The organism is Cupriavidus sp. HE11, from assembly GCF_056097175.1.
Genome location: NZ_CP184464.1, coordinates 2,279,232 through 2,304,096 on the forward strand (window position 1 = coordinate 2,279,232; position 24,865 = coordinate 2,304,096).

Consider the following 24,865-nt stretch of genomic DNA (forward strand, 5'->3'; position numbering starts at 1 on the left):
AGAAGGCCGTCCGCGACCAGACAGCCTCGACTGACGATACGACAATCAAACCGTACCGCATGAATCACATTGGCCACCCTGAGGTGGCCAATGCGGTAAACCCAAAATTCTAGCAGGCTTTTGCAAGCCCTGCGCTTGTTTACCGCTCAGTGGTCGGCAAACAGCGACATGATCGAGTCGCCCTTGACGATCCGGGTGAAGGTCTCGGCCAGCAGCGGGGCGGTCGAAACCTGGCGGATCTTGCCGGACTGGCGGGCTTCGTCGGACAGCGGGATCGTGTCGCAGACCACCACTTCGTCCAGTTCCGAAGCCGCGATGCGGGCAGCGGCACCGCCCGACAGCACCGGGTGCGTACAGTACGCAAACACCTTCAGCGCGCCGCGTTCCTTCAGCACCTGGGCAGCCTTGCACAGCGTGCCGCCGGTATCGATCATGTCGTCCATGATCACGCAGTTGCGGCCAGCCACTTCACCGATGATGTTCATCACCTCGGACACGTTGGCCTTGGGACGACGCTTGTCGATGATGGCCAGGTCGCAGTCGAGCTGCTTGGCCAGCGCACGGGCACGCACCACGCCGCCGACGTCCGGCGAAACCACCAGCAGGTCGCCGTAGCTCTTCTCGCGCAGGTCACCCAGCAGTACCGGCGAAGCGTAGATGTTGTCGACGGGGATATCGAAGAAGCCCTGGATCTGGTCGGCGTGCAGGTCCATCGTCAGGACGCGGTCCACACCGGCAACTTCGAGCATGTTGGCCACGATCTTGGCCGAGATGGCCACGCGGGCGGAACGCGGACGGCGATCCTGGCGCGCATAGCCAAAGTAAGGCATGGCGGCGGTGATGCTGCGTGCCGAGGCGCGCTTGAGCGCATCGACCATCACCATCAGTTCCATCAGGTTGTCGTTGGTCGGCGCGCAGGTGGACTGCAGCACGATGACGTGCTTGCCGCGAACGTTTTCCTGGATTTCGACCTGAACTTCACCGTCGGAGAAACGGCCAACCAGGGCCTTGCCCAGCGGAATGCCGAGGTGCTGTACGACAGCCTCCGCGAGTTTAGGGTTGGCGTTGCCGGTAAATACCATCAAGCCTTCGACGCTCATTCGGGGCACCTGTCTTGCTGCTGGGGGAGCTTTGCGCCACCGGCCAGCGCCGGTAGCGATATCTGCATGTCCGTTCAGGACACTATAGGAAGTAATGGCAGGGGAAGAAGGATTCGAACCTTCGAATGCCGGAATCAAAATCCGGTGCCTTGACCAACTTGGCGACTCCCCTACACAACCTTTAACGTCTGTCGCCGAACCGAACTTTACTTCAGTACTTCGCCAAACGAAAACCTGCTATGCGAATGTTGCGAGCGGGTGGTGAGACAAGCTTTTCACACACCTGCCATCCCAATCGGACGGCAACCTTTCCATCACCTTCTGCGCATCGTGCTCGTCTTCGAAACGGGCAAATACGCAGGCTCCGGAACCGGTCATCCTTGCATGCGGACTGTATTGTCTCAGCCATTCAAGGGCTCGGGCAACTTCGCCGAATTTCGCTGTTGCTATCGCTTGCAAGTCGTTGCGACCGAAAGCGAATTTGTTTGTGCAAGCAGCGAAGTCCGCAACTATAGAGATCGGGGAATCCCTTGTCAAGCGCTCATCCGAAAAAATTGCAGCAGTCGGTACATGCTGGCGCGGATGGATAACTACGAACCAGCTGTCGGGCAGGTCCACGGGCGTCAGTTCCTCGCCCACGCCTTCGGCAAAGGCGTTCTGGCCGAACACGAAAACGGGCACGTCGGCGCCCAGCGCCAGGCCGATGCGCATCAGTTCTTCACGCGGCACGCCCGCGCCCCAGAGATGGTTCAGCGCCAGCAGCGTGGTGGCTGCGTCGGACGATCCGCCGCCGATGCCGCCGCCCATCGGCAGGATCTTGTCGATGGCGATGTCGGCACCGAACCGCGTGCCGCAGGCCAGCTGCAGCGCGCGCGCCGCACGCACCACCAGGTCGGTGTCGGCCGGCACGCCCGGGATGTCGGTGACACGCGCGATCACGCCGTCGTCGCGGCGGCGGAAGTGCAGGGTGTCCGACCAGTCGATCAACTGGAACACCGTTTGCAGCGTGTGGTAGCCGTCAGGGCGGCGGCCCGTCACGTGCAGGAACAGGTTGAGCTTGGCCGGCGCGGGGCAGTTGCGCAGTTCGGCGGGCGGCAGGGTGGTGCCTGCGGTCATGGCTTGCGTCATTGTTCGGATTTCGGGTCAATCACCAGCCGCACGGACAGCGGCGCTTCGTTGCCGTCGCGCGCCATGTCGATGCGGCGCGGCTGGGTCGATGGGGTGGAGGCGCCTTCGGGGGTGTCCTGCCAGGCCAGGTAGCGCACGGTCCAGCCATTCTGCTTCAGCGTGTCGGGGCGTCCGTTCGTGTCGCGCGTGACGCTGGCCGGCGCGCCCGGTGCGGGGCGCGCGTGCAGCCAGTCGCGCATGCCGGCGACCGGCAGCGAGAAGCCCAGCGCCTGCTCCATCAGGCTGTCCACCTCGGGTGCATTGCGCGGCTTTTCGTTGGGCAGGTCGAGCGTGGCGCCGGACGGGGTGCTGGTGACCACGGCCAGCGTCTGTCCCAGCGGCGAGATCAGGTCGAGTCGCACGTTGCGCCCTTGTTCCTGCCAGCGGAAGCTCCCCTGCACGCCCTCGCTGCGGCCGTAGCGCGTGTAGTTGGCGGCAAAGCGACCGGTGTAGTGCTCGCTGCGCGCCGCCTCGCCGGCGTCGAAACTGCGGGATGGCGTGATGGTGCTGCACGCGGCAAGCCAGAGCGGGGCGGCCACGCAGAGCAGGGCCAGTCGTCGGGATCGGAGCATGTGCAAGTTGGCGGAAGTTGAACGGCGTTGGATATTTGCTGGCGACACAAGGCGGCGATTGCGGCGTCGACCAAGGCGCTGGCAGGGCCGGTCGTTCCATGCCGCGACGCACGGTCAGTCGTCAGAAAGCAGCGCCCGGGCGCGGGGCCCGGGCGGCTAGGCATGGTACGCCATGCAGGCTACTTGGACAGCGATACGCTCTGGTTGTAGCGGCGCAGCGTGTCGATCAGCGTGGGATTCTCGGGTTCCACCTTGGCGGCCTCGGTCCACGTCTTGCGGGCTTCCTCGTGCTGGCCAAGCTGCCAGAGCACCTCGCCCAGGTGCGCGCCGATCTCGGCTTCGGGCGCCTTGCTGTAGGCGGTCTTCAGCAGGTCGGCGGCGGGCTGCAGTTCACCCTGGCGATACTTTACCCACGCGAGGCTGTCCATGATGTACGGATCGTCGGGGCCCAGCTCCGATGCGCGTTCCAGCAGCTTGCGCGCTTCGGGCAGGCGCTCGTTGCGGTCGGCCAGCGAATAGCCAAGCGCGTTGTAGCCCTGCTTCTGCTCCGGCTGAAGGGCGATGACCTTGCGCAGGCCCGTTTCCATGCTGTCGTAGCGCTTCTCGCGCTCGTCGAGCATCGCCAGTTCATAGAGCCAGTCCGCATTGTCGGGCTCGACCTTCACGCGTTCGTTCAGCACCTTGCGGGCGCGATCGTAGGCCTTGACGTCGAGCAGCGCGCCCACTTCGGCCTGGCGGATCGCGGTCATGCGCTGGGCGCGCTGCACCGGATCGGAAATATCCTCGGCATCGGCCAGCAGGTCGCCGAACACGGCCTGGGCATCGTCGAGCTTGCCCATGCGCGCCAGCAACTGCCCGCGCTTGGCCTGCGCCGCGGTGGCGAGGCGGCTGTCCTCGATCTTGTCGAGCCAGCCGATGGCCGCCGCGTAGTCCTTCTTCTCCTCGGCGATCTGGGCCAGGTACTGGTACGCGATGTCGGGGCTGGCGGCCGGCGACTTCTCGGCCATCTGCAGGTATTCCTTCAGATAGCGTTCGGCTTCGTCATAGCTGCGGGCCTGCAGGCTGGTCAGCCCCAGTGCCAGCGGCACGCGCGGATCGTTCGGGGCCACCTTGCGCAGCACCTCGAATTCGGCGCGCGCGGCCTCCATGTCGTTCTTCTGCAGGTACAGGCGCGCCAGCGTGATGTGACCATTGACCGACGACGGCGACTTGGCCAGGAACCGCTTGAGCACCTCGATCGACTTGTCGGTGGCCGATTCGGCCTGGAGTTCGGCCGCCATCAGCGCGGCGGGTTCCAGGTCGGGCTTGATGCGCAGCGCCTGGTCCAGCTCGGCCAGTGCGCCGGCATTGTCGCCGGCGGCCTCGCGCGCACGCGCCAGGGCCAAGTGCGTTTCCGCCAGCTTTGCGTCGTTGGCCGTGATGCGCTGGAGCACGCCGACCGCACCGGCCGGATCGCTGGTGCGCGCCATCTGCTGCTGCAGCAGCAGGATCGCTTCGCCGCGATGGTTGGCCGGGGCCGCCGCCAGTTGCTGCACCAGCAGCGGTTCAGCGTCCTCCCAGCGTCCGTTCAGGACCAGCAGCGTCGACAGGACCTGCCGTGCCGCGGGCGATTTCGGTGCCAGGTCGGCCCAGAGGCGCGCCCCGTCGAGTGCCTGCTGCGCAACGCGCGCATTGAAGGCGATTTCCGTGGCCCGTTGCGCCAGGCGCGGATCGCGGGTTTCGCGGGCCAGATCCATGTAGGTGCGGTAGGCCGGTCCCACCAGCCCGCGCTGCATCGAAATTTCGGCTGCCAGCACGCGGTACAGGATGTCCGGCGTCAGCGCGACATCCGGCAGCGGCGTACGTGCTGCCTTGGCATTTGACGGCGCAGGCACTTCGATGACTTCGTCATCGTCCTGCGCGGCCGTTGCCGGGGCGGCGTGGGCCAGCGAAGCAAACGCCAGGCACGCGGCCACGCCCAGGGCGCGCGCATGGCGACGGAAACGGAATGTATTCATGGGGATGGCTTCCGGGCGCATGGCTTGAGAGGGCAAGATTTGGTCCGGCATGAAATCAAAGCTCCGGCGCACGGGGCGTGGGAATGGATGGGGCCATTGTAGCCTGCCGCTACAATGCGCTGCTTGCCTCGCAGGGCGCTTACGTATGGGAACCCGCACAATGCTGGCCTGGCGGCAGGGATTCCCTGCGTCATTGGAGCGCAAAAGCTGCCCATAGGTTCTGCGAGGTTGAGAAAGCTGGGCCGGATGCCGGCCGGGAGACACGGGGCGCATGCCAGAACTACCGGAAGTCGAAGTCACGCGGCGCGGATTGCTGCCGCATGTGGTGGGTCGCCGCATCGTTCACGTGACCGTGCGTCATCGCGGGCTGCGCTGGCCTGTGGAGCCCGAGCTCGAGGCGCGCCTGACCGGCCGGGTGATCGGCCGTATCGAACGGCGCGGCAAATACCTGCTGCTCGAATGCCTGCCGGCGGCGCCCGCTGGCGAGAGGAGCCTTGCCCCCGGGGACGACGCCCCGGGCTGGCTGCTTGTCCACCTGGGCATGACCGGCACGCTGCGCGTGTATCCCGATGCACCGCCGGCCGGGGCCCACGATCACCTCGATATCGCACTGGCACCGGCCGACGCGCCGGGCGAGGCGCAGGACGGTGCCACCATGGTGCTGCGATTCCGCGACCCGCGCCGCTTCGGCGCCATCATCTGGACGCCGCTGGCCGAAGCGGCACTCTCCGAACACCCGCTGCTGCGCCGGCTCGGCATCGAGCCATTCGACCCGCGTTTCGACGGCGCCTGGTTCCATCGGCTCACGCGTGGCCGGTCGGTGGCGATCAAGCAGGCGCTGCTGGCCGGGGAGATTGTCGTCGGGGTGGGCAATATCTACTGCTCCGAAAGCCTGTTCCGGGCGGGCATCCGTCCCACCACGCCGGCCGGCAAGATCAGTCTGGCGCGCTGCGACAAGCTGGCCGCCGCCGTGCGCGAAACGCTGACCGAAGCCATCGCGCGGGGCGGCAGCACGCTGCGCGACTTTGTGGGCAGCGACGGCAGCAGCGGCTACTTCCAGCTGGACTGCCTGGTCTATGACCGCGCCGGCGAGCCATGTCGCGTTTGCGGCACTCCGATCCGGCAGATCGTCCAGGGCCAGCGTTCGACCTTCTACTGCCCGCACTGCCAGCACTGAGGCCAGCACGGGGGCAGCACTGAGGCCAGCACGGGGGCCGGCCCCAGGCGGGGTTGAGGAAGCAACCGCAGGGTCCGGCCGGCACGAAGCCGACGATGGCAATCCGATGCGGAAATATTGTTGCAATACATTGCCGATGGGTCGGCGCAACACTCCGGGCACAGAACCGCAACAAGGGACGCGAATTCCACAAAATGTGTCCGGAAACCTGTATCGTGTGCGCAGTCATAAAAAGTTACAAAAACTGCCGGATTCGCCCATATGACAAGGGCATCTGGCGGGACGACTGGCTTCGGGTCCGCGGGTCAACGGACAAGCCCGGCGCCAGTCGTGCGATACGCGCCCAAAACCATAAATCCGAGCCGACACAGCGAATCACTCATGACGAGCCTCGCCCATCAATTCGAACAATATGGCGCCTGGAGAACCGGGGTCCTTCAGTCACTCGCCGAATTCCAGTCCTGGCTGCAACAGTACGACCTGCATGACGCTACCGCGGACGACCGCGCCCAGCGCATCCAGAGCGTGCTCAAGAGCGACCGCCTCAAGGTGGCGTTCATTGCCGAGTTTTCGCGCGGCAAGAGCGAGCTGATCAACGCCATCTTCTTTGCCGACTACGGTCGCCGCATCCTGCCTTCGTCCGCCGGACGGACGACGATGTGTCCGACCGAGCTGCGCTACGACGAAAACGAGCAGCCATGCATCCGGCTGCTGCCGATCGAAACGCGCCTGCAGGACGCCTCGACGGCCGACTTCATGGAGCCCGGCTCGTCCAACTCGCACTGGACCACGGTGCCGCTGGATCCGTCGTCGCCCGAGGGCATGCTGGCCGCCTTCCAGCACGTGGTGGAAACCACGCGCGTGACGCCGGCCATGGCCGAATCGCTGGGCCTGTACAACGAGAACGATCCCGATGCCGCGTATTCGGTAGACGCCGACGGCATGGTAGAAATCTCGCGCTGGCGCCATGCGGTGATCAACTTCCCGCACCCGCTGCTTCGCCAGGGGCTGGTGATCCTGGACACGCCGGGCCTGAACGCGATCGGTACCGAGCCGGAACTGACGCTGCGGCTGATTCCCGACGCGCACGTGGTGGTGTTCGTGCTGGCCGCCGACGCTGGCGTGACCAAGAGCGACCTCGCACTCTGGCGCAGCCATGTGGGCGCCGGCCATCGCCGCGGCTGCCTGGCCGTGCTGAACAAGATCGACGGCCTGTGGGACCCGCTGAAGTCGTCGCCCCAGATTGCCGGCGAAATCTCGCGCCAGGTTCGCACCACGGCGCAGACGCTGGGTATCGAGGAGCGCCGCGTCTATCCGGTGTCGGCGCAGAAGGGCCTGGTGGCCAAGGTCACGCACGATCAGGCCATGCTGGTTCGCAGCAACCTGATGCAGTTCGAGCACGTGCTGTCCGACCAGCTGATTCCGCAGCGGCGCGAGATCGTGTCCGACCAGGTGCATCGCCTGGTGCAGGACATGTCGCGCGGCGCGCAGCAACTGCTGCAGAGCCGCAGGCGCGATATCGTCGAGCAGCTGTTCGAACTGCGCGGTCTGCGCGGCAAGAACCACGCGATGGTCAAGCACATGCTGATGCGCGTGCAGAGCGAGAAGGAAGAGTTCGAGCAGAGCATCGCCAAGTTCCAGGCGCTGCGCCTGGTGTTCGGCCGCCACAGCGCCGACATCATCAAGAGCCTGCAGCTGCGCGACGTGCGCCGCACGATGCGCGACAAGCGCGAGCAGATGAAGGAACGCTTCTTCTCGCGCGGCCTGCGCGAAGACATGGAGGCGCTGTTCGGCCAGCTGACCGGCCTGATCCAGGATGCAGACCAGAAGATCGCCGGCCTGCACCAGCTGGTGGACAGCATGTACCGCCGCTTCAATGCCGAGCATGGCTTCACGCTGCCGTCGCCGATGCAGTTCGTGACGTCGCGCTACACGGCCGAGCTGCAGGAGACGCTGGCGCTGGTCAACGCGCACTTCGGCACCGTGAACATGCTGACGCGGTCGCGTCCGCAGCTGGTGCAGAACGCCTTCGCGACCATGGCCAGCCGCGTGCTGGAGAACTTCCGCGACCTGAACCGCGATATCGAGATCTGGCTCAAGTCGGTGATGACGCCGCTGGAAGCGCAGGTGCGCGAGCACCAGAAGCAGTTGCGCCGCCGCGTGGATTCGATCGAACGCATCCACGAAGCCACCGACACGCTGGAAAGCCGCATCGCCGAGCTGGAGGATGTACTGAACGGGCTGGACGACCGCAGCACCAGGATCGAGTCCTTCACGCGCAAGCTGCTCGATGTGCCGGTGGAGGCCGCGGTGCGCGCGGCATAGCCGTTCCGTCATCGTTGGTATCATGTGGCGCCGCCTTCGAGCGGCGCTTTTTCTTTTCCAGACACCCCGCAATGCCCCGCAAGCCTGCCGCCGCTCCCGTGCTCCTTGATGAAACCGCCGTGCCTGCCGATTTCGGCATGCGTGTGGTCACCTGGCAGCGCCAGCATGGCCGGCATGACCTGCCGTGGCAGAACACGCGCGACCCATACCGCATCTGGCTCTCGGAGATCATGCTCCAGCAGACCCAGGTGGCGGCCGTGATCGAGTACTTCCAGCGCTTTGTCTCGGCACTGCCCACCGTGGCCGCGCTGGCTGCTGCGCCGGCCGACGAGGTGATGGCATTGTGGGCCGGCCTGGGCTACTACTCGCGTGCGCGCAACCTGCATCGGTGCGCGAAGGTGGTCATGGAAGACCACGGCGGCGTGTTTCCGACCGATCCGGCCGTGCTGGTCACCTTGCCGGGTATCGGGCGCTCGACGGCGGCGGCCGTTGCCGCCTTCAGCGCAGGCGTGCGTTCGCCCATCCTCGACGGCAACGTCAAGCGCGTCTTTGCGCGGGTGTTCGGTATCCATGGCTATCCCGGCGAGCGCGCCATCGAGACGCGCATGTGGGCGCTGGCCGAACAGGCGCTGCCGCCCGCCGGCCAGAATCAGGCCGAAGACATGGTGGCCTATACGCAGGGATTGATGGATCTGGGCGCGACGATCTGCTCGCGTGGCAAGCCGGCGTGCCTGGGCGATGCGGATAGCTGTCCGCTTGCCGTGGATTGCGTGGCCCGCCGGGACGGCCTGACGGCGCTGCTGCCGACACCCAAGCCGCGTGCCGCGATTCCCGAACGCAGCACCGTGATGCTGATCGTGCGCCATGGGCGCGATGTACTCGTCAATCTGCGACCTGGCAGCGGCATCTGGGGTGGCTTGTGGAGCCTGCCCGAGATGGCGGTGGACAGCCTGCCGTTCGACGCCGAAGCCGCCGAGGATGCCGCGCTGGAGACGGCGCGGCAATTCGGCCAGCCCGTCCGCGCGCATCTGACGGGCGAACTCACACACGTCTTCACGCATTTCCGCCTGCTGATCCGTGCGATCCGCGTGGACCTGGACGCGGCAACGCTGCGTGCCAATGGCGAGACGCGCTGGCTGTCGCTGGACGACCTGGACGCGCTGGGCACGCCCGCACCTGTGCGGCGCCTGCTCGAAGACCAGGCGCGCATCGGACTTTTCTGAATCCCTGTGTTTCTGAAGGGTTTGACGATCTGACGGCCTTGATGGCCACGATGCGCTTGGAGCGCTCGAACGGCAATCAGACGATGTGATGCTGCCGCATGTAGCGATGCACGATCTCGATGCGCATGCCGGCATCGGGCAGTGCCATCAGCATCTGCTTGGCCTTGAGCGGCACCGGCAGCAGCTCGCAGAGCCGGTTGGCAACCCAGCTGGGGTTGTCCCAGAGATAGGGCTCGGCAAACGGCAGCCTGGACTTGTCGGGCTGTTCGCTATGCACCGATGCCACGATGCGGCGCAGCGCCTCCAGGCATTCGCTCAGCAGTTCGAGCTTGCAGTCGATGACATCCCCGGGCAGCACTTCGGCCTGGGCCACCAGCAGGCCATCGTCGCGCGTGGCGTGCGACAGGACGCGGAAGCGGTGCCGTCCGCGCGTCTCGATCAGCAGCACGCCCAGTTGTTCCATGTTGCAGTCGACGATCTGCGCCAGGCAGCCGATTTCCTCGGGTACCGTGTCCTGGCCCGGGCGCGCCACCTCGTCGCCACTGGAAATCAGGCAGACGCCGAACGGCGTGCCATCGCGCATGCAGTTGCGCACCATGTCGACGTAGCGCTTCTCGAACACACGCAGCGGTAGGCGTCCGTCGGGGAACAGTACCGTATTGAGGGGAAACAGCGGCAGCGCCTCGATGATGGCGCCGGGGGATGCGGTGTCGGGGGAAAGTGTCGACATGCGATGGGCCGCTCCAGTGGCGGGACGGCGCCGGGGCCGTCCCTCAAGCCCGCGTGTCAGCCGGCCGGGGCCAATTCGCGGTGTCTGACCAGCACATTACCATGGGCCCGGAAATAGTTGGCGAGTCGTTCGGCAATGAACACCGAGCGATGCTGGCCGCCCGTGCAGCCGATGGCCACGGTCAGGTAGCTGCGGTTGTCGGCAATGAAACTCGGCAGCCACTTCTCGACATAGGCGCGGATGTCCTCGGCCATCGCCAGCACCATTGGCTGGCCCTGCAGGAAGTCCATCACCGGGGCGTCGCGGCCGGTCAGCGGCCGCAGGGCCAGGTCGTAGTACGGGTTTGGCAGCGAGCGCACATCGAACACCATGTCGGCATCGCTAGGCACGCCGTGCTTGAAGCCGAACGATTCGAACAGCAGCGTCAGCGACTGGCCGCTGGCGCTGTCGTTGCGGATCAGCTCCTTGACCCAGCTGCGCAGCGTGTTGGTGCGCACATTGCTGGTATCGATGCGATGGGCCGACTCGGACAACGGGCTGAGCAACTCGCGTTCCATTTCGATGGCCTCGATCAGCGACGTGCTGACCGTTGCGCCGGGGCTGGCTGCGTTGGCGCCTTCCTGGACAGCCCCCGGCCCGTCGCCGACGCGCGTCGACAGCGGGTGGCGGCGGCGCGTCTCCGAATAGCGCTGCACCAGCGCATCGGTATTCGCCGTCAGGAACAGCACCTGCACCTGGTGATGGGCGGAAAGCTCGCGGACGGTGTCCGGCAGCCGCGCCAGCGACTCGCGGCTGCGAATGTCGGTGGCCACGCCAAGATGGGAGTACCCCTGGTCGGCCAGATAGGCCGTAAGCTCGGGGATGAACTGGGCCGGCAGATTGTCGACGCAGTAGTAGCCTGCATCTTCCAGGACGTTCAGGGCGACAGACTTGCCGGAGCCGGAAATTCCGGTGATGAGAATGATCCGCATAGCGACGCAAGGATAGCACCGCAAGGTAACCGCGTCATGACAGGTTGTCCCAGACAAAAATGGCGAATCGCAGAGGATTCGCCATTTTCGCGGGGGAAATCGCCGTAAGCGGGTCGCCTATCGGGCTGCCATGGGCCGATCAGGTTGCCGGCTTGGCCGACAGGCACTCGCTCTGCGCCTTCTTGTATTCGTCGCCCTTCTTGCCCTTGTTGGCCTTGGAACAGGCGGCCATCTTTTCCTGCTGGGTCTTCGGCTCGGCGGCGGCTGCCGGTGCGGGGCCGCTACCCGACAGGCACTCGCTCTGTGCCTTCTTGTATTCGTCGCCCTTCTTGCCCTTGTTGGCCTTGGAGCAGGCGGCCATCTTTTCCTGCTGCGCGGTCTTGCCGGACTTCTCGGCAGCGGCCGGGGCCGAAGCGCCCTGGGCAAACGCGCCCGTGGCGAACAGGGGGGTAACCAGCACACACATCGCGATCAGCTTCTTCATGCTTCTCTCCTGGCTGTGGAAACACATCGTGGCCGCGCGCCATGCCGGCGTCTGGCGGAACATGGGCTCGGCGCCCATTACAGCACAAAACGGCGTCCACCAGCAGTTCGTTGACGAGGGGTCGCGCCAGGCTTGTAAGCAAATGAAAAACGCCCGCGTGAAGCGGGCGTTTGCACGGTTTGGGTGCGGCGATGGCTCAGAGCAGGCGACCCTGGCCCCGCGACACCACGTCGGCCTGCATGGCAGCACGCTGGCGGTCCATGAAGTCGCGCAGCGTGTCGATGCCGCGCAGGCGCAGGATCGTGTTGCGCACGGCGGCTTCCACCAGAACGGCCAGGTTGCGGCCGGCTGCCACCTGGATCTTCACCATGTGGATCGGCAGCCCCAGCACATCGAGGTACTGGGAATCGAGCGGCAGCCGCTCGAACTCGCCGTCGTTGCGGCGCACCAGTTGCACCACGAGCTTGAGCTTCATCTTCCGGCGCACCGCCGTTTCGCCAAAGATCGTCTTGATATCGAGCAGGCCCAGGCCGCGCACTTCCAGCAGGTTCTGCAGCAGGGGCGGGCAGCGGCCTTCGATGAAATCAGGGCCCAGCCGGACAAAATCGACGGCATCGTCGGCCACCAGGCCATGGCCGCGCGAGATCAGTTCCAGACCCAGTTCGCTCTTGCCCAGGCCCGATTCGCCCATGATCAGCACGCCCATGCCCAGGATGTCGAGGAACACCCCGTGCATCGTCACGCGCGGTGCCGAGATGCGCGACAGGTACAGGCGCAGGTGATCGATCACGGCCGCCGAGGACACCGGCGTCGTGAACAGCGGGGTCGACGAGCGCGTGCAACGCAATTCCAGGTCGGGCGGGGGCTCCATGCCATCGGCCACCACCAGGAACGGAGGCTCCAGCAGGATCAGCTCGCCCATCTGGCGCTTGCGCGGTTCGTCGTCCAGTCGCTGGTAATACTGGATCTCGGGCTTGCCCAGTACCTGGATCCGGTTCGGGTGGATCAGGTTCAGGTGGCCCACCAGGTCGGCGGCCGAAGTGGCTTCGCGAGCGAATTCGACATCGAAGGCACGGTCGGCCCCTTCCAGACCGGCGACCCACGACAGTTTGATGTCGGCTGCGTTGTCGTCGAAGATCGACTGCGAGGTGACGCCGGTGAGTTCCATGCGGGATGACTTTCTACGAGGGGGCGGGGTATGGCTTCAGCCGGCCAGCCAGGCCAGCCGGCGGATCGTCACGGATGCCATTCGGTCAGCAACTGGTGGACGGCTTCGGGCGTGGGCAGCGTGGCCAGGCCTTCGCGCATCTCGCGATCCGACAGCAATTGTGCGATTTCCGAGAGAATTTCGAGGTGCTGCTGCGTGGCCTGTTCGGGCACCAGCAGGAAAATCAATAGCGAGACCGGCTTGCCGTCGGGCGATTCGAACGGAATCGGTTCGGCCAGGCGCATGAAGCCGGCCAGCGGCTGCTTCAGGCCCTTGATGCGGCCGTGCGGAATGGCCACGCCGGCACCCAGGCCAGTCGAGCCAAGCGATTCGCGCGCGAAAAGGTTGTCCGTGACGGTGGCCCGGGCCACACCATGGTTGTTCTCGAACAGGAGCCCGGCTTGCTCGAAGACCCGCTTCTTGCTGGTGACGGTGACGTCGAGGTGGATGTTGCCGGGTGGCAGCAATTTGGCCAAACGATTCATGGGCGATGCACGAGAAGTCAGGTTGGCGATACGGCGCACAAATGCCGTCCCGCCGGATGGGGCAATTCAGGATATCGAGTGCTTGGTGGACGCACGCATTGGAGCGTCCGGCTCATTATAGAGCAGGGCTACAGCGCGCTTGTGCGCTGCAGCGCCGGCGCCGCGGGTGGTGCCGCGGTTGGCCGGCCGGATTGCCCACCCGGGTATTGCCGCCAGCGCCTGCATGATCTTCCGTCATGCGGTATGCCGTGCGGGTCACCGGGACCGTTCTGCCTGTCGTTATTGTATGGCGCAGCATACACCGAGCCGCGCAAGATGCGAACACCCCCGGTGAATCAAATGGTTTCTGCCGTGGCGCGAAGGTAACGGAGAGTTTCGGCCTGCCGGGAGCGTGCACCCATCAAAAAAGCCGCGCATCTGCGCGGCTTTGCTCTCTTCCTATCAGTCCTTTCGGGGGATGTTCAAGTCCACCTGGAGGGGCAGTTCACGGGTTGCCAGCCTATTGTTGCTGTAGTTGGGCTTCAGCCATCTGGTACTTGACCGCTTCCCGGTCATGGCCTTGCACGCGGTCCTTGTAGCGGATCACCTGCCGGTCGAGCTTGTCGACCAGACAGTCGATCGCGGCGTACAGGTCTTCATGGTGCGCTTCGACGAAGATGTCCTTGCCCTTGAGATGAAGATTGATTTCCGCGTACTGACGCTTGTCCTTTTCCTTGTGGTTGTCGACAGATAGCAGCACGCTCACGCCAATGACCTGATCGAAATGTCTGACAATTCGCTCCAGTTTCGTTTCCACATACTCACGCAGCGGCGGCGTGATGTCGAGGTGGTGTCCACTGATCTTGAAGTTCATAGCGCTTCTCCTTCTGAAAGAGCCGCACCAGGCAGGCGGTTGCGGCTCGGCTACAAAGACTTGCGGAGATTCACTGCGGGGATCTTCAGCGCTTCGCGGTATTTGGCCACCGTGCGGCGTGCGACCACAAAGCCCTGTTCGCCCAGCAATTCGGCGATGCGGCTGTCGGAAAGAGGATTCCTGGGGTCTTCGGCTCCTATCAGTTGCTTGATCAGCGCGCGGATCGCCGTGGATGAGGCCGCGCCGCCCGTCTCCGTGGAGACGTGGCTACCAAAGAAGTACTTCAACTCGAAAGTACCCATTGGCGTGGCCATGTATTTGTTCGTAGTCACCCGGGAAATGGTCGACTCATGTAAACCGAGTGTATCGGCTATTTCCCGCAAAACCAAGGGGCGCATTGCTATTTCGCCGTGCGAAAAGAAGTTCTTCTGACGCTCCACAATTGCCTGCGCCACACGCAGGATCGTGTCGAATCTCTGCTGAATGTTCTTGATGAGCCACCGGGCTTCCTGCAGCTTCTGCTGCAGGCCCGCCGCACCCGCTTCTCCTTTTGCACCGCGCAAAATCTGCGCGTACATGTCGTTGATGCGCAGGCGCGGCATGACGTCCGGATTCAGCTGTGCAATCCAGCTGCTGCCGCTCTTGCGCACGAACACGTCGGGCACCACGAAATCCGCTTCGGGGCGGCTGTACGCATGCCCCGGGTACGGTGCCAGCGAGCGGATCAGATCGTGCGCCGCCTTTAGTGCAATTTCGTCAACCTGCAGCGCTTTCTTGAGACGCGTGTAATCCCTTACGGCCAGCAGTTCAAGATGATGGTTGACGATGGACAGGGCCAGTTCGCGTTGCGGATGCTGCAGCCGCTTCAGTTGCAGGCTCAGGCACTCGGCGGCATTGCGCGCGCCCACGCCCGGCGGATCGAAGCTCTGCAGCAGCGTCAGCATGGCCTGCACTTCCTCGATCTCGAATTCCAGCTCTTCGGGCAGTTCGGTGCAGATTTCCTCGAGTGACGCACTCAGGTATCCGTCGTCGTCGAGCGATTCGATCAGAAAAATGGCCAGGCCCTTGTCGCGCGCCGAAATCTTCAGCGGCGTCAGCTGTTCCATCAGGTATTCGCGCAGCGTGGGGTCCGCATCGCGTAACTGCATCGGCGTCTTTTCGTCTTCGTCGTTCTGCGGACGGCGAGCGAAGTCGTCCAGGCTCCAGTCGCTGCCATAGTCTTCGCTCGCGGAATCGCTAAAACCTTCTTCGTCGCCGCCAGCCGCGTGCTCGGCGCGGTCGTCACCGTTGGCCTGCGGCTCGGCCGGGGCCGGCGCCGGGGCGCTCTGCAGGTTGACGGAGCCGTCCGCCGCCACGCGCAGCGGGCTTTCGATCCAGTCGTTCTCGCGTTCAAGCAGCGGGTTTTCCGTCAGCGCCTGTTCCACTTCCTGTTGCAGTTCGAGCGTGGAAAGCTGCAGCAGCCGGATGGACTGTTGCAGTTGCGGCGTCAGGGCCAGATGCTGGGAGAGGCGGAGCTGAAGCGAAGGTTTCATGCGACCTATTCTATGCGCATCTTTCCGTTGTTGGAACGGAATTTGCTACAACCTATCGCTTCGGCTTCCTGATCGGAAACGGCTTTGGAAAAACCGTTGGCAAGTGCGGTAGAAATGACCTGCCGATGACGTGCCGGATGGCCCGTCGGAAGAGCGGCCGCAAGGGCGGCCGGGGGCTTACATGCGGAAGTTTTCGCCCAGGTAGACGCGTCGCACCGACTCGTTGGCGATGATTTCCTCGGGCTGGCCGGCGGCCAGCACGGTGCCTTCGCTGATGATGTACGCGTGGTCGCAGATGCCCAGCGTTTCGCGCACATTGTGGTCGGTGATCAGCACGCCGATATTGCGCGCCTTCAGGAAGCTCACGATCCGCTGGATTTCGCCTACGGCGATCGGGTCCACGCCTGCAAACGGCTCGTCGAGCAGGATGAAGCGCGGCGACGACGCCAGCGCACGGGCGATTTCCACGCGGCGGCGCTCGCCGCCCGACAGCGACAGCGCGGGGTTGTTGCGCAGGTGGGCAATCTGCAGGTCGTCCAGCAGCGAATCCAGGCGGCGTTCGATCTCGGCCTTCGGCAGCGGCTTGCCGTTCTCCAGCTGCAGCTCCAGCACCGCGCGGATATTCTCTTCCACGTTGAGCTTGCGGAAGACCGACGCTTCCTGCGGCAGGTAGGACAGGCCCATGCGGGCGCGTTCGTGAATGGCCAGGCCGCTGATGTGCTCGTCGTCGAGGACGATGTCGCCCTCGTCCAGCGCCACCAGGCCCACGATCATGTAGAACGACGTGGTCTTGCCCGCGCCATTGGGGCCAAGCAGCCCCACCACCTCGCCGCTTTTCACATCGAGCGATACGTCCTTGACCACCGTGCGCGTGCCGTAGCGCTTCTTCAGGTGACGCACGACCAGTGTGCTGCTGTCGGTGCGGACGGCGGATGCGTTGGACGGGGCAGAGGCGGCGAGCGTGGCGGTATCGTTCATCAGGACTGGCTGGAGGTAAAACGTTAAGGCTTGGGCGCGGTGGACGGCTTCAGGTCCAGCGGCGCGCTGGACGCGGCCGGGGCGCTGGCGTCCGCGCGGGGCGACAGCACCGCGCGCACGCGGCCCGACGTATTGCCGGCCGTGGTGTTGGCGTCGCCACCGGTGGCGGTGTAATACTCGTTGCGGCTGTCGTAGGTAATTACCGCGCCACGGATTTCGTCGATGATCTTCGCGCCGACGCCGGACACGCGCGCCGCGCGGGCATGGCCGATCAGCTTGTTGATCTCGGACTTGCCGTCGTATTCGATGCGGTCGCCCCAGCCATCGATGTACTCGTCCACGCCATCCCGCTTCTGGCGGATATACGCCTGATGGCCGGGCTTGGCCGTGGCGATGGCGTACTGGTAGCCCTCGGGGTCGGTGCGCAATTCGGCCGCGTCGGACTTCAGCACCATCGTGCCCTTGGTCAGCACCACGTTGCCCGTGAGGGTGTAGATCTGCTTGACGTCATCGTAGCTGGCGTTGTCGGCCTCCAGCACCAGCGGCTTGCCCTGGTCGGCGCGTTCGGCAAAGGCCGGCGCGGCCAGCGTCAGGCCGAGAGCGGCGATGGCAGCCAGCAGGGCGGGCGCGAGGCGGCGACAGGGCGATGTCGTCAGGGATGCAGTCATGTTTGGCGAGTGGTGAGATAAAGACGGCGGCCAGGATGCGCCGGAGCGTTTGCGTCCCCCGGGGTCACTGGGTCCTGGCCTGCCCCTGCGGCGAGTTCATGATGATCGTGCCGCGTACGTTACCCAGCAATTGTACTTCGCGGGTGACGTTGTTGAAGATCATGCCGTTTGCATTCATGACCGACGGGCCGCGCGTCAGCTGTACCGCCTTGTCGGTCTTGACGATGTCGTCATTGACCAGCAACTGGAAGTATTGCGATGCCGCGGTCATGCGCGGGTCCTTGGACGGGTCGACGCCGGCCTGACGGACCACGAACGCATTGCCGTAGAGATCGATGATCGAGCCCTCGGCGTTCATGGTGCCGCGGTCGGAGTTGGCCGTAACGGGCGGGCGGTCCGGCTCGTACGAGCGCATGGCCGGCGTGGTCACCTCGTAGGTCTGGTCGTCCTCGAAGTGCACCATCTTCACGCCCGTGAAGCGCAGCTTGGTGGTGCCGTCCTCGGCCAGCTCGGTGGACGAGAAGCGCTCCATCCAGTAGTCGGGCTCATGGCGCTTGGCGCGCGACTGCTCGCTGGCCTCGCGCGGCGAGTTCAGCTGCACCAGCCAGAACGTGCTGCCGGCGACGATGGCCATCAGCAGCAGCGGCAGCAGCCGCATGATCAGGCCGGTGAGTCTGGACAGGAAGTCCGGCATCGTTCAGATGACCTTGGCGCGCGTCAGGTCATGGATATGGAGCGCGCCCACCAGGCGGCCGTCGCCATCGACGACCAGCAGCTGGTTGATGCGGTTCGTTTCCATGATCTGCACGGCTTCCACGGCAAGCTGGTCCAGATGGACCGTGCGCGGATTGTGGTGCATGACCTCGCCGATCGGCACGGTCTTCCAGTCGCGCGGGGTTTCCAGCAGGCGGCGCAGGTCGCCGTCGGTGAACACGCCCACGGCGCGGCCGTCGGGATCCACCACGGCGGTCATGGCCATGCCCTTGCGCGTGATTTCCATCAGGGCCTGGGCCAGCGGCGTATTTTCGCGCACCTCCGGCACCGCGTTGCCACTGCGCATGACGTCGCGCACGTGGGTCAGCAGCTTGCGGCCCAGCGCGCCGCCCGGGTGCGAGCGGGCGAAGTCTTCCTCGCCAAAGCCGCGCGCATCGAGCACGGCCACGGCCAGCGCATCGCCCAGGGCCAGCGCGGCCGTGGTGCTTGCGGTGGGGGCCAGGTTCAGCGGGCAGGCTTCCTGCGCCACGGCGCCGTCCAGATGGGCATCCGACAGCTTGGCCAGGTTCGATTCGGGGTTGCCGGTGATCGAGATCAGGCCGGCGCCGATGCGCTTGACGATCGGGACGATCGACAGCAGTTCGGCCGTTTCACCGGAATTCGAGAAGGCGATCAGCACGTCGTCGCGCGTGATCATGCCGAGGTCGCCATGGCTGGCCTCGGCCGGATGGACGAAGAACGACGGCGTGCCGGTGGACGCCAGCGTGGCGGCCACCTTGCGGCCGATATGGCCGGATTTGCCGATGCCCGAGACCACCACGCGGCCCGTGCAGCCGAGAATCATCTCGACGGCCCGGGTAAAGGCGGGGGTCAGGCGGCCGGCCAGCGCCGAAACGGCGTCGGCCTCGATCTGGAGGGTGTGGCGAGCGAGCTCGAGTGCTCGATTCGCATCGAAATTGGCTATCATGGCGCTGGAGTATACCAACGAATGCGATGGCGTCTGGCCCGGCAATCCGCCCGGCAGCCGTGACGACCGCCGCGCTTGCCGTCTTTTGCCGGCGGGGTGCAGATGCCGGCTCAGGCGCGTGCCCGGCCGGCGTTTTTGAAGCCTGCCGAATGCATTCTCCGCTGGAACTGACCCTTGTGCTGCTGGCCGCCGCCGTTTTTGGCGTGGTGGCCTTCCGCATGCTGCAACTGCCGCCCATGCTGGGCTACCTGGCGGTTGGCATCCTGATCGGCCCCCATGCGCTGGGGCTGGCCAGCGATACGGGCCAGACCAAGTACCTGGCGGAATTCGGCGTGGTCTTCCTGATGTTCTCGATCGGCCTGGAGTTCAGCCTGAGCAAGCTGCGCGCCATGAAGCGGCTGGTGTTCGGGCTGGGCGGGTCGCAGGTGGTGCTCTCGCTGCTGGCCGTGCTGCCGGCCAGCTGGCTGTTCAGCTGGGCGTTTCCGCTGACCTGGCAGGCGTCGGTGGCGCTGGGCGGCGCACTGGCCATGTCGTCGACGGCCATCGTCGTGAAGATGCTGTCCGAGCGCATGGAACTGGAAAGCGAGCACGGCCGCAACATCATCAGCGTGCTGCTGTTCCAGGATCTGGCCGTGGTGCCGCTGCTGATCATCATCCCCGCGCTGTCGCGCGACCCGGGCGACCTGGCCTGGGCGCTGGGGCTGGCCACGGTCAAGATCGTGGTGGCCCTGGGCCTGATTTTCTTTGTCGGGCAGCAGCTGATGAGCCGCTGGTTCCACATTGTGGCGGCGCGCCGGTCGCAGGAACTGTTCATGCTGAACCTGCTGCTGGTCACGCTGGGCATGGCCGCGCTGACCGAGCGGCTGGGCCTGTCGATGGCGCTGGGCGCGTTCATGGCCGGCATGCTGATCTCCGAGACCCCGTACCGCCACCAGGTGGAAGAAGACATCAAGCCGTTCCGCGACGTGCTGCTGGGGCTGTTCTTCGTCACCATCGGCATGTTGCTGAACGTGCGCGTGGTGTTCGACCATATCTGGCTGGTGCTGGGCCTGCTGGTGGTGCCGATCCTGTTCAAGCTGGTGCTGATCACCGGGCTGGCGCGGCTGTTCGGGTCGCGCCAGGGCGTGGCCATCCGTACCGGCCTGGGGCTGGCGCAGGCAGGCGAATTCGGCTTCGTGCTGCTGAACCAGATCGACGGCATGGGGCTGGTGGACCCGGTGTTGATCCAGGTGATCCTGGCGTCGATGCTGCTGTCGATGCTGGCCGCGCCGTTCCTGATCCAGTACAGCGACGCCATCGTGCTGCGCTTTGCCGCCAACGAATGGCTGATGCAGTCGCTGAACATGACCCGTATCGCCGCCCAGAGCCTGCAGACCGAAAAGCACGCCATCATCTGTGGCTATGGCCGCAGCGGGCAGAACCTGGCGCATATGCTGGAGCGCGAGGGCATTACCTATGTGGCGCTCGATCTGGACCCCGACCGGGTACGCGAGGCCGCAGCGGCCGGCGATACCGTGGTCTATGGCGACGCCGGGCGGCGCGAATCGCTGATCGCCGCCGGTATCCACCGGGCCGCGCTGGTGGTGATTACCTACGCCAATACGCCGTCGGCGGTGAAGGTGCTGCACCACGTGCAGGAACTGGCGCCCGCCATGCCGGTGATCGTGCGGACGGTGGACGATTCGGAGCTTGATACGCTGCAGAAGGCCGGGGCCACCGAGGTGGTGCCGGAGATCATCGAGGGCAGCCTGATGCTGGCGTCGCACGCGCTGGTGCTGCTGGGCGTGCCGATGCGGCGCGTGGTGCGCGGCGTGCAGCAGGCGCGCGATGCGCGTTACAGCCTGCTGCGCGGCTACTTCCATGGCCGCGACGACGAGGACGACATGGTCGAGCGCGATACGGTGCGGCTGCATTCGGTATCGCTCGGGCCCGAACATACGGCGGTGGGGCGGCGCCTGGGCACGCTGGGGCTGGAGCGCATCGGCGTGGAAGTCACCGCTGTGCGCCGGCGTGGCATCCGGGCCTTCGATCCCCAGCCCGAGACCGTGCTGGAACCGGGCGACATCGTCGTGCTGCGCGGCACGCCGGAGGCGCTGGAATCGGCGGAAGAGCGGCTGGTGCGGCAGTAATCGCCCGAATTTCCCGGGCGGAGCCGGTCAGGCGGTGCGGGTTTGCCGTCCGTCCTGGGCTGCCGGACGGCGCGGGCCGCCACCATCGACCCACGAGGCGGGCAGGTCACTCAGCACCGCGCGCGCATCCAGTGACCGGATCGGCACATTGGTATCGGCGGGGATGCGGCCCTCGTTCTGCAGCAATAAGTAACGCATGCAGCACACTCGCAGGAACGAGGCGAAGTTGGCGGACAGCGACGCCTCGCCGCGATGCTCGGCCAGTTCGTCGTGCAGCCGCGCCAGCAACTGGTTGACGCTCATGCCGTCGCGCTGCGCCAGCTCTTCCAGCACTTCCCAGAACAGCGTTTCCAGCCGGATGCTGGTCGCCACGCCGTGCAGGCGCAGCGACCGCGACTGGGTCTGGTACGAATCCGGATTGGCCCGGATGAAGATTTCACACATGCGAACTCCCGTGAGCCGCGGCCGGGTGGCCGCGTTCGGAAGCCTCTACTCTACGATCCGCGTTCCCAGCACGGCAAGGAACTGTGCCAGCCAGGCCGGATGTGCCGGCCACGCCGGGGCCGTCACCAGGTTGCCGTCCGTATGGGCCTGGTCCACCGGGATATCGGCGTACTTGCCGCCGGCCAGCCGCACTTCGGGGGCGCAGGCCGGGTAGGCGGAACAGGTGCGGCCTTCCAGCACATCGGCGGCGGCCAGCAGCTGGGCGCCGTGGCAGACCGCCGCGATCGGCTTGTTGGCCTGGGCGAAGTGGCGCACGATCTCGATCACCCGGTCGTTCAGGCGCAGGTATTCGGGCGCGCGGCCGCCCGGGATCACCAGCGCGTCGTAGCTGGCCGGGTTGACGTCGGCAAAGGTGGCATTGAGCGTGAAATTGTGGCCGCGCTTCTCGGTATAGGTCTGGTCGCCCTCGAAGTCGTGGATGGCGGTGGCGCAGGCGTCACCGGCCTTCTTGTCGGGGCAGACCGCGTGGACCGTGTGGCCCACCATCTGCAGTGCCTGGAACGGCACCATGGTCTCGTAGTCCTCGGCAAAATCGCCGACCAGCATCAGAATCTTCTTTGCCATAGCTGTCTCCTGTATGGTTACGGGTTGCGGACGCCCAAGCAGCCGGGCCATTGTGCGGCGGCAAGGCGGGGCGCGGGTGGTAGCCCGTTACCGCATGAACTCATTCCAGACAGATTCCCATGGCAGATCCCATCATTCAGTCCCCCGATCTCGGCGATGTCACCGGCTACCTGCGTGACCGCATCCGCACCGTGCCGGACTGGCCCCAGCCCGGCGTCCAGTTTCGCGATATCACGCCGCTGCTGCAGGACCCCAAGACGCTGCGCGTGCTGATCGACGTGTTCGTTCATCGCTACATGGACCAGCAACTGGACCTGGTGGCCGGCATCGACGCGCGCGGCTTCATCCTGGGCTCGATCATCGCGTACGAGCTGAACCTGGGCTTCGTGCCGATCCGCAAGAAGGGCAAGCTGCCGTTCCAGACCGTGGCAGAGGAATACGAACTCGAATACGGCAGCGCCACCGTGGAAATCCATGCCGACGCCTGCAAGGCCGGCGACCGCGTGCTGCTGATCGACGACCTGATCGCCACGGGCGGCACCATGATGGCCGGCCGCAAGCTGCTGGAACGCCTGGGCGCCACCGTGGTGGAGGGTGCGGCAATCGTCGACCTGCCCGAGCTGGGCGGATCGAAATTGCTGCATGGCAGCGGCCTGCCGCTGTTCACGGTCTGCAAGTTCGAAGGGCACTGACGCCGACGCAACGCTTCAGCGGGCGTCAGACCCCGTCCAATTGCCCCGTGTGACAGCGGGGCGCATAATGCCCCCTTGATAACAACGCGATGACCGGGCGGCACGCCTCCTGCCACCCGCCGGCACCGGTCACAAGGGACGCACAATGGGCGTACTGCTTCATCTTCTCTCCGGCGTGGCGCTCCTGGTCTGGGGCACCAACATCGTCAAGGTCGGCATCCTGCGCGTGTACGGCGCCAATCTGCGCCACGTGCTCTCCGCCAGCGTGTCGAACCGTTTCAAGGCATTTGTCGCCGGCCTGGGCGTGACCGGGCTCGTGCAGAGCAGCAATGCCACCGCCGTCATCGTCAGTTCGTTCGTGGGCCAGGGCCTGATCGCCGTGGCCCCGGCGCTGGCCATCATGCTGGGCGCCAACGTGGGCACGGCCGTGATGGTGCAGGTGTTCTCGCTCGACCTGTCATGGCTGTCGCCGCTGCTGATCTTCGTCGGTGTGATCCTGCATCTGAGCTGGAAGGGCAACAAGGCCGGACATGTGGGCCGGGTGCTGATCGGGCTGGGCCTGATCACGCTGGCGCTGGAGCTGATCTCGATCGCCACGCGCCCGGTGGTGCAGGCTGCCGGCGTCAAGGTGCTGTTCAGCACCCTGACCGGCGATGCCGCGCTGGACATGCTGATCGGCGCCTTCCTGACCATCCTCTGCTATTCGAGCCTGGCCGTGGTGCTGTTCTGCGGCGCGCTGGCGTCGGCCGGCGTGGTGTCGATCCACGTGGCGATGGCGCTGGTGCTGGGCGCCAACCTGGGATCGGGCATCTCGGCCTTGCTGACCACGTCGGGCAACAACCAGCCCGGCAAGCGCGTGACGCTGGGCAACCTGCTGTCGCGGCTGCTTGGCTGCGTGATCGCGCTGCCGCTGCTGACCCAGGCCGAGGACCTGCTGGCCCATTTCGATGCCGACCCGCAGCGGCTGATCGTCAATTTCCACCTGCTGTTCAACGTGGCGCTGGCCGTGGTCTTGCTGGGCGCCACGGCACCGCTGGCCCGCCTGTGCGAAGCCATCCTGCCCGGCCGCAACACGGGCGACAGCCAGGTGACGCCGCGCCACCTGGACCCCGCCGCGCTGTCCACGCCCACGCTGGCGCTGTCCAACGCCGCCCGCGAGGTGCTGCGCATCGGCGACCGCGTGGAGCTGATGCTGGACAACCTGCTACGCGTGCTGCGCACCAACGATCTGAAGCTGGCCAACGCCACGTGCCGGATCGACAACGAGGTGGACGACCTGTACACCGCGATCAAGCTCTACCTGACCCAGATCAGCACCGAGGCGCTGGACGAGCGCGACGGGCAGCGCTGGACCGAGATCATCTCGCTGACCATCAACCTGGAGCATGCGGGGGATCTGATCGAGCGAGTCATCGTCGATGCCCGCGAGAGGAAGATCGCGCACAACCTGTCGTTCTCGGAGGCCGGCATGCACGAAATTGCCGAGATGCACGCGCGCGTGGTGGGCAACCTGCGGCTGGGTCTGTCGGTGTTCCTGACCGGCGATATCCGCAGCGCGCAGCAGCTGATGGCCGAGAAGGCCAACTTCCGCGACCTGGAGCGCAAGTACGCGCGCTCGCACCTGCAGCGCGTGGCCGTGCAGACCGTCGAAAGCATTGAAACGAGTTCGCTGCACCTGGACGTGATCAGCGAAATGAAGCGGCTCAACTCGCTGTTCTGCGCCACCGCCTATCCGGTGCTGGAGCAGGCCGGGCTGATGAACCGCAGCCGCATGAAGGAAGACACGCCGGACAAGATTGGCGATGTGGCGGAGGCACGCTAGCGGT

General features: G+C 65.5%; 23 protein-coding genes and 1 tRNA gene. 6 read left to right on the forward strand and 18 right to left on the reverse strand.

What is annotated here, in order from left to right; translation table 11 throughout:
- Positions 1-146: 146 nt before the first annotated feature.
- From ACOABP_RS10610 to ACOABP_RS10630, 5 genes are all read right to left on the reverse strand, one after another.
- On the reverse strand, positions 147-1,100 hold the full coding sequence (locus ACOABP_RS10610; RefSeq protein ID WP_066739710.1) for a ribose-phosphate pyrophosphokinase: 954 nt from the start codon (positions 1,098-1,100) through the stop codon (positions 147-149).
- Positions 1,101-1,195: 95 nt separating this feature from the next.
- A tRNA-Gln gene (locus ACOABP_RS10615) sits at positions 1,196-1,272 on the reverse strand.
- Between the two features lie 65 nt (positions 1,273-1,337).
- Positions 1,338-2,216 carry a 4-(cytidine 5'-diphospho)-2-C-methyl-D-erythritol kinase gene (gene ispE, locus ACOABP_RS10620; protein ID WP_474224934.1) on the reverse strand — a complete coding sequence of 293 codons (879 nt, stop codon included), beginning with the start codon at positions 2,214-2,216 and terminating at the stop codon, positions 1,338-1,340.
- 8 nt (positions 2,217-2,224) lie between these two features.
- A complete protein-coding gene (locus ACOABP_RS10625) occupies positions 2,225-2,839 on the reverse strand; it encodes an outer membrane lipoprotein LolB (protein ID WP_474224936.1) in 615 nt (204 codons plus the stop codon).
- A gap of 179 nt (positions 2,840-3,018) precedes the next feature.
- Positions 3,019-4,836, reverse strand: a complete 1,818-nt coding sequence (locus tag ACOABP_RS10630) for a tetratricopeptide repeat protein (RefSeq protein ID WP_474224937.1) — start codon at positions 4,834-4,836, stop codon at positions 3,019-3,021.
- A gap of 271 nt (positions 4,837-5,107) precedes the next feature.
- On the opposite strand from ACOABP_RS10630, the gene mutM reads away from it, so the two are divergent.
- From mutM to mutY, 3 genes are all read left to right on the forward strand, one after another.
- Entirely contained in the window at positions 5,108-6,013 is a 906-nt protein-coding gene (gene mutM / locus ACOABP_RS10635; protein ID WP_474224938.1) for a bifunctional DNA-formamidopyrimidine glycosylase/DNA-(apurinic or apyrimidinic site) lyase, read from the forward strand.
- A gap of 381 nt (positions 6,014-6,394) precedes the next feature.
- Positions 6,395-8,338 carry a dynamin family protein gene (locus tag ACOABP_RS10640; protein WP_474224939.1) on the forward strand — a complete coding sequence of 648 codons (1,944 nt, stop codon included), beginning with the start codon at positions 6,395-6,397 and terminating at the stop codon, positions 8,336-8,338.
- A 71-nt stretch (positions 8,339-8,409) separates the two neighbouring features.
- A complete protein-coding gene (gene mutY, locus ACOABP_RS10645; protein ID WP_474224940.1) occupies positions 8,410-9,561 on the forward strand; it encodes an A/G-specific adenine glycosylase in 1,152 nt (383 codons plus the stop codon).
- Between the two features lie 76 nt (positions 9,562-9,637).
- Here mutY and ACOABP_RS10650 read toward each other — a convergent pair whose 3' ends face one another.
- The 11 genes from ACOABP_RS10650 to ACOABP_RS10700 all read right to left on the reverse strand — a co-directional run bounded on the left by ACOABP_RS10650 (position 9,638) and on the right by ACOABP_RS10700 (position 19,150).
- Complete coding sequence (locus tag ACOABP_RS10650; protein WP_474224941.1) at positions 9,638-10,291, reverse strand: LON peptidase substrate-binding domain-containing protein; 654 nt, start codon at positions 10,289-10,291, stop codon at positions 9,638-9,640.
- A gap of 56 nt (positions 10,292-10,347) precedes the next feature.
- On the reverse strand, positions 10,348-11,262 hold the full coding sequence (rapZ, locus tag ACOABP_RS10655; protein WP_474224942.1) for an RNase adapter RapZ: 915 nt from the start codon (positions 11,260-11,262) through the stop codon (positions 10,348-10,350).
- A gap of 139 nt (positions 11,263-11,401) precedes the next feature.
- Entirely contained in the window at positions 11,402-11,746 is a 345-nt protein-coding gene (locus ACOABP_RS10660) for a PsiF family protein (protein WP_474224943.1), read from the reverse strand.
- Positions 11,747-11,942: 196 nt separating this feature from the next.
- A complete protein-coding gene (gene hprK / locus ACOABP_RS10665) occupies positions 11,943-12,914 on the reverse strand; it encodes an HPr(Ser) kinase/phosphatase (protein WP_092603200.1) in 972 nt (323 codons plus the stop codon).
- 68 nt (positions 12,915-12,982) lie between these two features.
- Positions 12,983-13,438 carry a PTS IIA-like nitrogen regulatory protein PtsN gene (gene ptsN, locus ACOABP_RS10670; RefSeq protein WP_066739687.1) on the reverse strand — a complete coding sequence of 152 codons (456 nt, stop codon included), beginning with the start codon at positions 13,436-13,438 and terminating at the stop codon, positions 12,983-12,985.
- Between the two features lie 499 nt (positions 13,439-13,937).
- Positions 13,938-14,291: a ribosome hibernation-promoting factor, HPF/YfiA family gene (gene hpf, locus ACOABP_RS10675; RefSeq protein WP_066739680.1), complete on the reverse strand. Its 354-nt coding sequence runs from the start codon at positions 14,289-14,291 to the stop codon at positions 13,938-13,940.
- A 50-nt stretch (positions 14,292-14,341) separates the two neighbouring features.
- Positions 14,342-15,823 (reverse strand): RNA polymerase factor sigma-54, encoded by a 1,482-nt coding sequence (locus tag ACOABP_RS10680; protein ID WP_474224944.1) that lies wholly within the window; start codon positions 15,821-15,823, stop codon positions 14,342-14,344.
- 177 nt (positions 15,824-16,000) lie between these two features.
- Positions 16,001-16,801, reverse strand: a complete 801-nt coding sequence (lptB, locus tag ACOABP_RS10685; protein ID WP_066739674.1) for an LPS export ABC transporter ATP-binding protein — start codon at positions 16,799-16,801, stop codon at positions 16,001-16,003.
- Between the two features lie 23 nt (positions 16,802-16,824).
- Positions 16,825-17,469 carry a lipopolysaccharide transport periplasmic protein LptA gene (lptA, locus tag ACOABP_RS10690; RefSeq protein ID WP_474224946.1) on the reverse strand — a complete coding sequence of 215 codons (645 nt, stop codon included), beginning with the start codon at positions 17,467-17,469 and terminating at the stop codon, positions 16,825-16,827.
- A 64-nt stretch (positions 17,470-17,533) separates the two neighbouring features.
- Entirely contained in the window at positions 17,534-18,163 is a 630-nt protein-coding gene (gene lptC / locus ACOABP_RS10695; protein WP_474224947.1) for an LPS export ABC transporter periplasmic protein LptC, read from the reverse strand.
- Positions 18,164-18,166: 3 nt separating this feature from the next.
- Positions 18,167-19,150 (reverse strand): KpsF/GutQ family sugar-phosphate isomerase, encoded by a 984-nt coding sequence (locus ACOABP_RS10700; protein ID WP_474224948.1) that lies wholly within the window; start codon positions 19,148-19,150, stop codon positions 18,167-18,169.
- 149 nt (positions 19,151-19,299) lie between these two features.
- Between ACOABP_RS10700 and ACOABP_RS10705 the strand changes: the two genes are divergently transcribed.
- On the forward strand, positions 19,300-21,279 hold the full coding sequence (locus ACOABP_RS10705) for a monovalent cation:proton antiporter family protein (RefSeq protein ID WP_474224949.1): 1,980 nt from the start codon (positions 19,300-19,302) through the stop codon (positions 21,277-21,279).
- A 27-nt stretch (positions 21,280-21,306) separates the two neighbouring features.
- Here ACOABP_RS10705 and ACOABP_RS10710 read toward each other — a convergent pair whose 3' ends face one another.
- Together ACOABP_RS10710 and ACOABP_RS10715 are read right to left on the reverse strand one after the other, a co-directional pair.
- Positions 21,307-21,723: a ribbon-helix-helix domain-containing protein gene (locus ACOABP_RS10710; RefSeq protein WP_066739661.1), complete on the reverse strand. Its 417-nt coding sequence runs from the start codon at positions 21,721-21,723 to the stop codon at positions 21,307-21,309.
- A 45-nt stretch (positions 21,724-21,768) separates the two neighbouring features.
- The gene (locus tag ACOABP_RS10715) at positions 21,769-22,347 is read right to left on the reverse strand and encodes a DJ-1/PfpI family protein (protein WP_101680002.1); all 579 of its coding nucleotides are present in this window, start codon (positions 22,345-22,347) and stop codon (positions 21,769-21,771) included.
- A 119-nt stretch (positions 22,348-22,466) separates the two neighbouring features.
- On the opposite strand from ACOABP_RS10715, the gene ACOABP_RS10720 reads away from it, so the two are divergent.
- Both ACOABP_RS10720 and ACOABP_RS10725 read left to right on the forward strand, forming a co-directional pair.
- Positions 22,467-23,039, forward strand: coding sequence for an adenine phosphoribosyltransferase (locus ACOABP_RS10720; protein WP_474224950.1), 573 nt, complete (start codon positions 22,467-22,469; stop codon positions 23,037-23,039).
- Positions 23,040-23,184: 145 nt separating this feature from the next.
- The gene (locus tag ACOABP_RS10725; RefSeq protein ID WP_474224951.1) at positions 23,185-24,861 is read left to right on the forward strand and encodes a Na/Pi cotransporter family protein; all 1,677 of its coding nucleotides are present in this window, start codon (positions 23,185-23,187) and stop codon (positions 24,859-24,861) included.
- Positions 24,862-24,865 lie beyond the last annotated feature (4 nt).